12 protein-coding genes are annotated in these 12,785 nt (G+C 42.3%); 11 read left to right on the top strand and 1 reads right to left on the bottom strand.

Annotation, left to right across the window (positions count from 1 at the left end; all coding sequences use genetic code 11):
- Position 1: 1 nt before the first annotated feature.
- The 9 genes from E5N72_RS05835 to E5N72_RS05795 all read left to right on the top strand — a co-directional run bounded on the left by E5N72_RS05835 (position 2) and on the right by E5N72_RS05795 (position 8,267).
- The gene (locus tag E5N72_RS05835) at positions 2 to 715 is read left to right on the top strand and encodes a YggS family pyridoxal phosphate-dependent enzyme (RefSeq protein ID WP_135923608.1); all 714 of its coding nucleotides are present in this window, start codon (positions 2 to 4) and stop codon (positions 713 to 715) included.
- A gap of 17 nt (positions 716 to 732) precedes the next feature.
- Entirely contained in the window at positions 733 to 1,554 is an 822-nt protein-coding gene (proC, locus tag E5N72_RS05830) for a pyrroline-5-carboxylate reductase (RefSeq protein WP_135923607.1), read from the top strand.
- A gap of 23 nt (positions 1,555 to 1,577) precedes the next feature.
- Positions 1,578 to 2,111 carry a YggT family protein gene (locus tag E5N72_RS05825; protein ID WP_135923606.1) on the top strand — a complete coding sequence of 178 codons (534 nt, stop codon included), beginning with the start codon at positions 1,578 to 1,580 and terminating at the stop codon, positions 2,109 to 2,111.
- Positions 2,112 to 2,168: 57 nt separating this feature from the next.
- The gene (locus tag E5N72_RS05820) at positions 2,169 to 2,609 is read left to right on the top strand and encodes a DUF4426 domain-containing protein (protein ID WP_135923605.1); all 441 of its coding nucleotides are present in this window, start codon (positions 2,169 to 2,171) and stop codon (positions 2,607 to 2,609) included.
- Between the two features lie 8 nt (positions 2,610 to 2,617).
- A complete protein-coding gene (locus tag E5N72_RS05815) occupies positions 2,618 to 3,217 on the top strand; it encodes an XTP/dITP diphosphatase (protein WP_058586594.1) in 600 nt (199 codons plus the stop codon).
- Complete coding sequence (gene hemW, locus E5N72_RS05810; protein WP_135923604.1) at positions 3,214 to 4,347, top strand: radical SAM family heme chaperone HemW; 1,134 nt, start codon at positions 3,214 to 3,216, stop codon at positions 4,345 to 4,347. The genes E5N72_RS05815 and hemW overlap by 4 nt, the downstream gene beginning before the upstream one ends.
- A gap of 40 nt (positions 4,348 to 4,387) precedes the next feature.
- Complete coding sequence (locus E5N72_RS05805; RefSeq protein WP_135923603.1) at positions 4,388 to 6,223, top strand: DUF885 family protein; 1,836 nt, start codon at positions 4,388 to 4,390, stop codon at positions 6,221 to 6,223.
- 99 nt (positions 6,224 to 6,322) lie between these two features.
- Positions 6,323 to 7,006 carry a hypothetical protein gene (locus E5N72_RS05800; protein WP_135923602.1) on the top strand — a complete coding sequence of 228 codons (684 nt, stop codon included), beginning with the start codon at positions 6,323 to 6,325 and terminating at the stop codon, positions 7,004 to 7,006.
- Positions 7,007 to 7,010: 4 nt separating this feature from the next.
- The gene (locus tag E5N72_RS05795; protein ID WP_135923601.1) at positions 7,011 to 8,267 is read left to right on the top strand and encodes an oligosaccharide flippase family protein; all 1,257 of its coding nucleotides are present in this window, start codon (positions 7,011 to 7,013) and stop codon (positions 8,265 to 8,267) included.
- Here E5N72_RS05795 and E5N72_RS05790 read toward each other — a convergent pair.
- Positions 8,256 to 8,972, bottom strand: coding sequence for an SIMPL domain-containing protein (locus tag E5N72_RS05790; protein WP_135923600.1), 717 nt, complete (start codon positions 8,970 to 8,972; stop codon positions 8,256 to 8,258). The genes E5N72_RS05795 and E5N72_RS05790 overlap by 12 nt on opposite strands.
- 169 nt (positions 8,973 to 9,141) lie before the next feature.
- Between E5N72_RS05790 and E5N72_RS05785 the strand changes: the two genes are divergently transcribed.
- Positions 9,142 to 11,811 carry a bifunctional acetate--CoA ligase family protein/GNAT family N-acetyltransferase gene (locus E5N72_RS05785; protein WP_135923599.1) on the top strand — a complete coding sequence of 890 codons (2,670 nt, stop codon included), beginning with the start codon at positions 9,142 to 9,144 and terminating at the stop codon, positions 11,809 to 11,811.
- 9 nt (positions 11,812 to 11,820) lie between these two features.
- On the top strand, positions 11,821 to 12,774 hold the full coding sequence (locus tag E5N72_RS05780; RefSeq protein WP_135923598.1) for an ion transporter: 954 nt from the start codon (positions 11,821 to 11,823) through the stop codon (positions 12,772 to 12,774).
- Positions 12,775 to 12,785: the final 11 nt, after the last annotated feature.

Genomic DNA, 12,785 nt, shown 5'->3' with positions numbered 1-12,785 from the left:
TATGACTCCACAACCAACTGATAATTATATGGTTACAATAGCAGAACGACTTACATCCGCCTATGCCAGAATTGCGCAAGCTGCAAAAAATAATCAACGTAATGAGCAATCAATAAACCTATTGGCTGTCTCAAAAACCAAACCAACCGACGATATCATTGCTGCTTATGAACAGGGCCAACGATTGTTTGGCGAATCTTACGTACAAGAAGCAGTAACAAAAGTGGCTGCCCTTGCTGAATACAAAGATATTGTTTGGCATTTTATTGGCCCTATTCAATCGAATAAAAGTGCACTTGTTGCCAGCCATTTCGACTGGGTACAAAGTGTTGACCGTATAAAAATAGCCAAACGTCTGAACGAACAACGTCCCTCGGATAAATCACCGCTGAATGTATTAATTCAAGTAAATATTAGTTTAGAAGAGGCTAAGTCAGGCTGCCACCCCGACGAGGTAATGACATTGGCAGAATTTATCAGTCAATGTGATAATTTATGTCTCAGAGGTGTGATGGCTATTCCCGCCAAAACGGACGATACGGCGCAACAATTACAATATTTTGAGCAATTAAGCGCTTGCTTTGATAAACTAAAGGCCCAATATCCCCAAGTAGACACCTTGTCGATGGGTATGAGTAATGATGTTGAAGCGGCAATTGCTGCAGGTTCAACCATGGTACGCATTGGCACGGATATATTTGGCCAACGAAATTAAAAGGTGATAACAGACATATGTCAGACAAAAAAATCGCATTTATAGGCACGGGTAACATGAGCTACGCCATTATCGGTGGCATGGTAAAGAACGGTTTTGCAGCTAAAAATATTATTGCAACCAATCGCAACCAAGAAAAATTAGCTAAGGTTGCTGCTGATTTCGGGGTGCAAACTACCGCGGATAACAACGCGGCACTTCGCGATGCAGATGTGATTGTCTTGTCTGTTAAACCACAAATGATGGGTGATCTTTGCCAATCATTCCAAGATTCTAGTGTTGATTTTAGCGACAAGCTATTTATTTCAGTGGCAGCAGGTCTTACCGTAAAACGTTTACGTGAAATGCTAGGTCAAGATGTGAAAATGGTGCGTTGTATGCCAAATACACCATCATTGCTTGGTCGTGGCGTTTCTGGATTATTCGGCGCAGATGAAACCGCTGAAGAACATGAGTTTGTTCAACAGGTATTCGAGTGTACAGGTATTGTTAAATGGGTAGAACACGAGTCTCAAATTAACGATATTATCGCTGTGACAGGCTCATCACCTGCTTACTTTTTCTTATTTATGGAAGCCATTGAAGAAAAAGCAAAAGCCCTTGGTTTTAGTGATGAAGATGCACGCCGCTTAGTACAGCAAACGGCGCTTGGCGCAGCTGAAATGGCACTTTCACAACCAGATATCAGCATAACTCAGTTACGAGCAAATGTTACATCGAAAGGCGGTACAACTCATGAAGCGGTAGAGCACCTTAAATCACAAGGTTTAGTCGCTACAGTTGCTGATGCAATGGACGCCTGTATCGCTCGCGCTCAGGCAATGGAAAAAGAACTTTAAGCTTACTTTTTGAAGGTAAAACTATGCAAGCCATGCAATTTTTAGTTGGGATTGTTTTCGATCTCTTTTTAATGGTGGTCCTTTTACGCTTTTGGTTACAAACGGCAAAAGCGGACTTTTATAATCCAATTAGCCAATTTGTAGTAAAGGCAACATCATTTGCAGTAAATCCTCTTCGTAAAATTATTCCGGGATTGGGTGGCTTTGATATGGCATCGTTAGTCCTTGCATATCTTGTAGCCGTAGCCAAAATTAGTGTGATTTTACTGATGTTTTACGGTACCTGGTCTCCAGCACCAGTATTTGTTTCTGCTTTAATGACTGTAATAAAAGAAGGCTTAAATCTGTTATTTTGGGTCTTAATAATTCGTGCATTATTGAGCTGGGTAAGCCAAGGTTACAACCCTATTGAGGCCGTTTTTCATCAGCTGACTGAACCTATGCTTCGCCCTATTCGTAAAATCATTCCACCACTTGGCGGTCTTGATTTATCGATTTTAGTACTGATCATTGGTCTACAGTTTTTACAAATCTTATTGATGGATTTTATAGGCTAAGTAATAACAACTACATCAAGAGGCCGAAAAGGCCTCTTTTGTTAAGTGAGATATAGCATGAAGCAAGTTATTTATTTTTCTTTGATTTTATTGAGTTTATTTACAACTCTTGCCCAGGCAGATGAACAAGCAGGCGCTCAGTATAAGGTACTTGGCCCTTGGGAAGTTCACTACATTGCATTTCCATCGACCTTTATTCAGCCTAGCATCGCCAAAAACTACGATTTAGACCGCAGCCCTAACAAAGGGATAATCAATATTTCGGTATTAAAAAACAGCGATAAAACAGCGCAGACTGCAACTTTAACAGGCACAGCGCGCAACCTGCTTGGCAATAAAAAGCAGCTTGAATTTAAAGAGGTTGTTGAAGGCGATGCAATTTATTACCTCGCGCAAATCGATTACAGCAACGAAGAAATTTACCGTTTTGATATCGAAATTAATCAAAATGGCAAAGTACAAACGCTGAAGTTTCAGCAAAAATTTTACGTAGATTAATAGACCCTATGAACAACACCTTGGTTTTAGCCACGGGTAATCCTGGCAAAGTAAAAGAGCTGGCAAGTATGCTCAGCCCACTTAATATTAACGTGGTTCCACAAAGTGATTTTCAAGTACCTGACGTACCAGAGACAGGCACCACATTTGTTGAAAACGCCATTATTAAAGCGCGTCATGCGGCAAAGATCACGGGCATGCCTGCGATTGCCGATGACTCAGGTCTAGAAGTAGACGGCCTAAATGGTGCGCCGGGTGTGTACTCTGCACGCTTTGCCGGAGCGGGTGCGAGTGATCAAGATAATATCGACAAGCTATTAAAAGAGCTTGCTGATAACCCTGTTCGTAGTGCGCGTTTTTGGTGTGTTTTAGTATTAATGCGCCACGCCGACGACCCGACACCACTTATTTGTAGTGCCAGTTGGGAAGGCGAAATCACCCATAGCCAAGATGGTCAAGGTGGGTTTGGTTATGATCCGGTGTTTTATGTACCGTCTGAACAATGCACTAGCGCTCAGCTTACTAAAGAGCAAAAAAATGCTCTTAGTCATCGCGGCCAAGCTTTAAAACAACTACTTGCGCAATTGCAGCAAAAAGGCGGCCTGTGAGTTTACCGCCTTTAAGTTTATATGTGCACGTACCTTGGTGCGTGCAAAAGTGCCCATACTGTGACTTTAATAGCCATGGCCAAAAAGGCACAATCCCCGAGAAAGAATACGTTCAGCATCTTATTGATGATCTTAAGGCCGATTTGCACCTAGTACAAGGGCGTAAAATCCACAGTATTTTTATTGGTGGCGGGACTCCAAGCTTATTAACCGGTGACGCTTATACTCGCCTGCTTGGTGAAGTTGACAGGTTAATTGGCCTAAGCGATGACTGTGAAATTACCCTAGAGGCTAACCCAGGTACTGTTGAAACCGGTCGCTTTAAAGAGTATGTTGCCGCTGGTATTAATCGTATTTCGATTGGTGTGCAAAGCATGCAAAACGACAAGCTAAAAGCCCTTGGCCGCATCCATGGTGCAGATGAAGCAAGCTATGCGGCTAAACAGGCGCACCAAGCTGGGCTAAACAGCTTTAACCTCGATTTAATGCATGGCTTACCCGGACAATCTCTTGAAGATGCCTTGGGCGACCTTGAAAAAATCATCGCCCTTAATCCTCCCCATATTTCTTGGTATCAGCTAACAATTGAGCCAAACACTCAGTTTGCGTCTAAGCCACCGACCTTGCCTCATGATGACATCCTTTGGGATATTCAAGAGCAAGGACAAGCCTTACTAGCAGCAGCAGGTTATGAGCAATATGAGATCTCAGGTTACGCAAAGCCCGGTTACCAATGCCGTCATAACCTGAATTATTGGCGATTTGGCGATTATCTCGGTATCGGCTGTGGCGCTCATGGTAAAATTACTGATGAAAATAAAGTCATCACCCGTACGGTAAAAGTTAAACACCCGCGCGGTTATATGGATCTAGCTAAACCGTATTTATATGAGCAATGGCAAGTAACCAAAGACGACTTAGCCTTTGAATTCTTTATGAATCGTTTTCGCTTAGTTGAACCGTGTCCGAAAGCTGATTTACCTTTGCTTACAAGTTTGTCATTGCAAAGTCAGGAACAAGCCTTGACTGAAGCGATTGCAAAAGGCCTACTAATTGATGATAAAGATAACTGGCAGGTAAGCCCTAAAGGCCAACGTTTTTTGAATGACCTGCTAGAATTATTCGTTTAAGAATTATAATTAAATTTCTAACAACTACAAAGGAACGATAATGCGTAAACTGACCTTCATCGCTGCGGCGGTAAGTGTTGCATTACTTGGCGGCTGCCAACAAATGCAAGAGCAACCAACGCCTGCACCAAGTGTACAAAGCCAACCTGTACAAAGTGAAATCGATAAAGCTAATGCCTTCTTCGAAGATACTTTTAACCGTGACGTAATGAAAAGCCCTATTTATCAAACATACATGGGCATCAAAAAAGATTACGACAAATGGGACGATGGCAGTGAAGAGCGCGTTTTAGAAGACTTTGAACAAACTAAAGCTGACCTAGTTGCGCTTAACGCAATTAACCGCGACCTATTAGATGACGCAACAAAAGTAAGTTACGACCTTAAAAAGCAAGATCTTGAAAACGAAATTGCTGATTTCAAATGGCGTCATTACAACTACCCGGTGAACCAAATGTTTGGTGTTCACTCAATGATCCCTGCGTTTTTAATCAACCAACATCAAATTGCCGATGTCTCTGATGCAAAAGCGTATATCTCACGTTTAAATGGTGTTACAACGGTTATTGATCAACTAATCAAAGACCTTGAAGTACGTGCAGATAAAGGCATTATCGCGCCTAAGTTTGTTTTCCCACACGTGATTGATTCAAGCCAAAATATCTTACGCGGCGCACCATTCCACGACGGTGAAGACTCAACATTACTTGCTGACTTTAAACGTAAAGTTAACGCATTAGAGATTGCCGATAGCGAAAAATCAGCACTTATCAGCGATGCTGAAAAAGCCTTAAAAGCAGCAGTAAAACCTTCTTATACTAAGTTAATTAATTTCTTAGCTCAGCTAGAAAAACGCGCTGATGACCGTGATGGTGCTTGGAAATTCCCTGACGGCGAAGCGTTCTACAATAACGCCTTAGCACGTACAACAACCACTGATTTAACTGCGAAAGAAATTCACACAATCGGTTTAGCTGAAGTCGCGCGTATTCACGACGAAATGCGTGCAATCAAAGACAAAGTAGGCTTTGAAGGTGACCTTAAAGCATTCATGCAATTCATGAAAACTGATAAGCAGTTCTACTACCCTAACACGGCAGAAGGTAAACAACGTTACCTTGATGAAGCAACGGCGCTTATCGATAACATGAAATCTCGTTTAGACGAGCTATTCATTGTTAAGCCAAAAGCTGACCTTAAAGTTAAAGCTGTAGAAGCATTCCGTGAAAAAGCAGCAGGTAAAGCGTTCTACCAACAACCTGCGCCAGATGGTTCACGCCCAGGTATTTATTACGCAAACCTTTACGACATGGAAGCAATGCCAACATACCAAATGGAAGCACTTGCATACCACGAAGGTATTCCAGGCCACCACATGCAAATTGCTATCGCGCAAGAGCTTGAGGATGTGCCTAAGTTCCGTAAGTTTGGTGGCTACACAGCGTATGTTGAAGGTTGGGGTTTATACTCTGAGCTAGTACCAAAAGAAATGGGCTTATATGAAGACCCATATTCAGATTTTGGTCGTCTTGCTATGGAACTATGGCGTGCATGTCGACTAGTAGTAGATACAGGTATCCACGCTATGAAGTGGACACGTCAAGAAGGTATCGACTACTACGTAAATAACACACCAAATGCGACGTCTGATGGCGTTAAAATGGTTGAGCGTCACATTGTAATGCCTTCACAAGCAACGGCATACAAAGTGGGCATGCTGAAAATTTTAGAGCTTCGTGAAGGGGCTAAAGAAAAACTTGGCGATAAATTCGATATTCGTGAATTCCACGATGTAGTACTTAAAAATGGTGCAGTACCATTAAATGTACTAGAGAAGTTTGTTGACCAATGGGTTGCTAAGAAACAAGCAGCTTAAGCAATAAAAACTTGAAAAAGGCCGCTCAGCGGCCTTTTTTATTTATTTAAACAAGTAGTTGAGCTATAAATGTATAAATAATAAAAAACGGGTAATTCCATGCAAAGCGCGATAGAGCAACTGAACAGCCGACTTCAACATCATCAGTTAAAAGAACTTATTGCCGATTATCAAAGCTTGTCGGGGGTTTTACAAGCGGCACAGTTACAGCATATCTATCAATTAGCTTGCAGTAGTGAAGTTAAATACCTGTTTTTACAAAATGTTGCTGCGCATTTACTTGAAGCAAGCCCGCTGCCAAGCGAAGCTGTTGCCTTGATTGATGATATTGATAAGCTGAGCTTTTTCACACCTGGCCTTAAGTTTCAAAATGCCTTTTGTGTTACAGACAACCAAGGTAACACCCTACTACATCATTTATTTACGCTGTGTCAGGCAGATAAACTCCCCTTTAACTATTTACGCTCGTTAATGTTATTTGAAAGCAACGAAAGCTTAGGCGTTGCTTTAAAAACATTGAATAAACAGCAGCTCACTCCTATTGGTTGCTTTATAGCGCAAAACAGTACGACTCAAATGCTAGCAAAACATGAGTTCTCCGCATTATTAGCCATGATGGAAGTCGACCAAAGCCACAGCCCTAGCGCAGTCAGTACCTTAATAAACACCCTTAAACAATTTTATGGTGCCAATCAACCAACGAGTGCCGACAGTAAAGTTTTACTGTGTGCGGCCTATTTGCAAGTGCCAACGGCGCAGTTATTAAACGCCCTTAATCAATAACTTCATGAATAAGGATGTTGTTAAAGCGTTTTTATCGCTCAGCAGTTTTACCGCCCTTAACCATGGTAGCCGTATTGTTCTTACCTTGTGCCTTGCAAGGTTATTAAGTAATGATGAGTTTGGCACTTTCGCCGCGTTACTCGCACTTTGTGAAATTCTTTTGTTACCAGCGAGCATGGGCTTTGCATCGTCGTTAATGCGTATTAGCTATCCGCTCTACAAAGCTCAACAACATGATTTACTGCGTGGCTTAAAGCATGTTTATTTAGCTGCATCTTGTTTATTCGGGGTGATTTTTGTTGCAGCTGTGGTGAGCAGCTTTCAGGCCATTTCGCCGCATCAAAGCGCCAAAGAACATGTAATTTATTTACTGTTACTGGTGCCGATTGGCGCCATTATGCAAAGCCAATCTGCTTTTTTAGTGGCTTTAAACAAACCCAAAATAGGCCTGATAACGCAGCAATGTATCTTTGAATTATTAACCGCGGGTTTTTGTTTCTTAGTTTATTTGATACGTGGCGACTTATCTTTAGTCGAGATTTGCATCTTGTTGTTTTGTAGCATGTTGTGTGTAGTCAGTTATCAATATTGGTTAATCAAGAAAATGATCGTCGCAAGTACTGCCCGCTACCAAACCAAGCAATGGTGTAAAGACTCATTGATCATGCTCGCCAGTGGTGCAGGCACTGTATTAGTCGCAAAACTCGATGTATTACTGGTGCATCACTGGTTTGGTGCACAAGGCGTAAGTATCTTCTTTCCTGCGGTGGTGATTGCCGGCTTACTGACTATTTTAGGCAATGCCGCCAACCAATATTTAAAACCCATTTTAATGGCCGATGAGACAACCGCTCAGCAACTTAGTGAGTTAATGAAAGTGCTGTGGCGCTTTAACTTTGCCGCTATCTTGCTACTTGCCCTGCTCGCAAAACCGCTACTTAATTTATATGGTGAAAGCCAATTAGAAGAAGGGTTTTGGATTTTAATGCTGCTGTTACTCGGGCAGTTGTTACTACCAGCAAGAATTTTAGCCAGTAGTATGATCAAGTTAAAAGGGAACCCGCTGATCAACTTGTATGTATTACTGGGTGCAACCAGCATCACGGTTTTGATAGCGATGCTGTTAAAAGATCAGTTTGGCTTATTGGGGGTGGCTGTGGCGTTTAGTGGTGGTTTTATGCTTGGTGCGCTTTGCCGCATGGTTATTGTATGTACACGCATGCGGCTGTCTTTATCTGTGGTATTGGGTTTAGTCAGATAAATAATATTCTACACTGGTAACAACACGCACTTTTTTCAGCTGAGGCGTGTTTGAATCTCTATCAGAAATTGAAAACTGGCCTTGGTGGGCGGTTTTAATTTTACCCAACTTAGACTGAGAGTCTTTAGCAAATTTCATTGCCACTTCACGGGCTTTTTCGGTTGCCTCTTGAATCATATTAGGCTTGATTTCATTTAAGCCATTAAATAAATATTGAATACGCGTTTCGTAATTGTCTTGTACTATCGCAATGCCTTGCTTAGCTAATTGGCTTACTTCGCCTAGCGCATGCTGTACTTTTTCAATATCATTTGAATAAACAATAACATTATTACGGGCAATATAACGAAACTGCTGATTTTCGCCGCCATATTCACGAGCTTGTTTATCAATAATTGATTGGCTGCCGAGGCTTATTTCTTCATCGCTAAAACCATGTAGCTTTAAAAAAGCCACAACCGCATCGCTTTTCTCTTCAACCCGACCAACTAGTTTTTCGAGGTTGTTATCGGCATCAGAAAACTGTAACGGCCAAATAACGGTGTCGGCTGGCACTTCCATTTCCGCTAAACCTTTAACGTGGACGGTGCGCTCCATGCCTTTTACATCAAGGGCTGCACTTTTCAATATAAAACCTAATCCAAGCAAACCAACCGCCAATGCGCACGCTGCAATAACGATATTAAATGGTTGCGTCTTATTCATGCTTTTCTCCTTGATGTAGGTCACTGTTTTTGACTCGAAAAGTAGTTATAAACAGGTTATCTTATGAGTATAACTATTAATACTTTAGAAGCGTGTCGGTTCTAGTTTGGGTGTATTAAACTTAACAGACCCTGAAGTTTTAACAAACAGCGCAAGCAAAGGAAACAGCATGAGCGTTAAACGTATTAGCCAATTTTTTAACCCTAAATCGGTCGCTGTAATTGGCGCCTCTAACTCTCCAAATCGTGCTGGCTTTGTGGTGATGCGCAATCTGCTGCAAGGGGGTTTTAAAGGCCCTATCATGCCTGTTAGTTTAAATCACAGTGCTGTACATGGTGTATTAGCTTATCCAAGTATAGCAGCGTTACCAAAAGTACCCGACCTTGCGGTTATTTGTACTAACAAGAATACCTTAATTAACATCATTAATGAGCTAGGTGAGCTTGGCTGCAAACATGCAGTGGTAATTGCTGCGGGATTAAACGTAGAACAAAAACAAGCACTGAAAGAAGCTGCCCTTGCAGCTAATGTATCTTTGCTTGGGCCAAATTGCTTGGGCTTACTCATTCCTCATATTGGCTTAAATGCCAGTTTTTCACATACAGTTGCAAGCCCTGGAAAGCTCGCCTTTGTATCGCAATCAGCTGCTGTTTGCTCAACCATTCTTGATTGGGCGAAAAACAAAGAGATAGGCTTTTCATATTTTGTGTCTGTGGGTGATTGCCTAGATATCGACTTTGATGAGTTACTCGACTTTTTAGGCCGAGATGCTAAAACCAAGGCCATCTTGTTGTATATCGATAATATTGAAGATATTCGCAGCTTTATTTCTGCAGCGCGAGCCGCTGCGTTTAGTAAACCCGTAATTGCTATTAAAACCGGTAAAACCAGTGCCGGAGCGCTTGCCGCAGAGATCCATACCGGTGGCAAACAAAGCTCAGATGCGGTCTATGATGCGCTATTCCAACGAGCGGGTATGCTAAGAGTAAACGACCTACGAGAGCTTTTTGCTGCTACACAAACGCTAGCAATGCACCCCAAATTACTTAAAGTCGAGCAACTGACTATTTTAACCAATGGCGGCGGCCCAGGTGTCATGGCCGTTGATACGCTATTACAAAGCTCAGGTAAGCTGGCTGAGCTCAGCGACGAGACCAGAGCTGCACTTAATAAGGTTATCCCGCAATCGGAGATGACCTCAAATCCGGTGGATATTTTTGGCGACTCAGCGCCAAGACGCTATCAACAAGCGTTAGAAATCTTATTGCAAGCTAAAGAAGTTAAAAACCTGCTGATCATTCATACCCCATCAGCGCTTGCACCGAGTGAAGACTATGCAGAGATCATTGTCGAAACCTTAGAGAAAATCCCGAAGATGGCTCGCCCTTATGTTATGACTAATTTTATGGGTGAAGATGCCGCGTATGCTGCGCGAAAAGTATGTGCCAATAATGCCATTCCGACCTACCGTACACCTGAAGGTGCAGTTGGTGCCTTTATGCACTTGGTAAGTTATCGCCGTAACCAAAAGCATTTAACGCAAACACCAGAGTCAAACACAGATGATGCAAAAATAAATAAAGACGCAGCTCGGGCTGTAGTGAATGAGTTTTTAGCCGAAGAGCAAAGCTATTTATCAACCCATGAAGCAAGCCAAATTCTCACTCATTATGGTATTGATTGTATTCAAACTGAGGTTGCTTACACGCCAACAGAAGCCAAAGAACAAGCCATAGAGCTAGGTTTTCCGGTAGCGTTGAAACTTATTAGCCCAAGTATTCCTTCTAAATCAGAAGTCGGTGGTGTGGTACTTAATTTAAATGATGCGCAAGAAGTTGAGCAAACAGCCTTTGCCATGCTGCTACGAATCAAAAACACCTACCCTGATGCGCATATTGAAGGCTTTTCATTACAAAAAATGGCGCCGCGAGCAGGTGCTAATGAACTGCGCATCGCTATTAAAACAGAGCCGAACTTTGGCCCGGTGATCTTACTGGGTGAAGCTGGCACCGGACTTGAGTTCGCTCAAGCCGCAGTGGCATTACCACCACTAAATATGAACTTGGCAAAATACCTGATTGCTGCGGCGCACGATAAAGGGGTTCTTAAAGACCGCGTGCTACCAGAAAAAGTCGATAAATACCGTTTATGTGCCCTACTTACTCGTATCTCACAGCTTGTTATCGACCAACCTGATATTACCAGTGTTGAGCTAAATCCTATTTTAGCCAGCAACGGGCAGTTTTTGGTACTTGATGCGACCATTGGCCTTAGCCGTTATAAAGCAAAAGCGAACCGTAAACGCTTGTGCATTCGCCCCTACCCGATTGAATTAGTTAAAGAAGTTACGCTAAAAAACAATACCCAAGCACAGCTAAGGCCTATTAAACCGGAAGATGAGCAAGCACACTTAGAGTTTGATCAATCATTAAGTAAAGAAGACAGATATAAGCGTTTCTTCGGTGAATTACCGCAATTTAATCATGATCAACTCGCAAAAATGACGCAAATCGATTACGACCGAGAAATGGCGTTTATTGTTAGCCAAGAGCAAAATGGTTCAGCCTGCACGTTAGGTGTATCTCGTGTATTGATGGATCCTGACAAGCTCGATGCTGAGTTTGCAATTGTGGTGCGCTCTGATTGCCAAGGTTTAGGGCTTGGTACAATATTAATGAATGCGGCGATTGAGCATTGTAAAAACCAAGGCGTTAAACAAATTGCAGGCATCACTTTGCCGGAAAACACCGGCATGATTGAACTGGCACGAAAGCTCGGGTTTAAGATCACCCGCGACTTTGAAGAAGGCAGCATTAATATGGTGCTAAAACTAAACTAAAACTGGATCATTATTTTGCATCGTTTAAGAAATTACACTGCACGGGTTTTTGAAGGTAATGGCAAATACCGGCGTATAGGACGCGCACTTGACGTGTTTTTGATGTCGATGATTATGGTCAATGTGATTGCGATTGTGTTGGAGTCGGTTGCTCCTTTAGCAAAGCAATATCATCATGAATTTTTAATGATTGAGCTGGTTTCTGTCGGTATCTTCACCTTAGAATATGTGCTCAGGCTTTGGTCTTGTGTAGATAAAAGCGTGCATAAAGAAAGCACGCTGACAAACTCAAAGATTCGCATTCGATATTTCTTTTCGCCGTTGGCGCTGATTGACCTTATCGCAATTTTACCCACCATTCTGATGGTCTTTGTGAGTGTTGATTTACGCTTCTTACGGGTGCTTAGGTTAATGCGTATCTTTAAGCTCACACGCTATTCAAGGGCGATGCAACTACTCTTAAACTCATTCAAAGAAGAAAGTAGTTCACTACTTGCGGCTTTTTTTATTATGGCCGTGGTGCTAATAATTGCCTCATGCGGTATTTATTTAATTGAACACGATGTACAGCCAGATAAGTTTGGCTCCATCCCTGCTGCAATGTGGTGGGCAATGGTGACACTAACAACCGTTGGTTATGGCGATGTCGTGCCTGTGACTCCCCTAGGTCGCTTATTTGGTGGTGCCATTACATTAGTGAGTATGGGCATGGTGGCTATTCCAACCGGTTTGCTAGCTTCAAGCTTTTCTGAGCAGTTACGTAAACGTAGACAAGTATTTACCGATGCAGTACACGAAGCCGTTGAAGATGGGCACTTATCGCCTGTTGAAGAAGAACACTTAGAAAACCTACGTTATAAGCTGGGTTTAAGTCAGCAAGAGGCAAATAAAGCGATTCATAACGAACTTAAAAACCGCAATCGCAACCTGTATTGCCGTCACTGCGGTAAACGCCAAGATTAATAATTAAAGGG

It is taken from the genome of Pseudoalteromonas sp. MEBiC 03607 (assembly GCF_004792295.1).
Lineage (GTDB): Bacteria > Pseudomonadota > Gammaproteobacteria > Enterobacterales > Alteromonadaceae > Pseudoalteromonas > Pseudoalteromonas lipolytica_C.
Note: the sequence above shows the minus strand (reverse complement) of the source record. Positions and strands in the feature narration are given on the sequence as shown.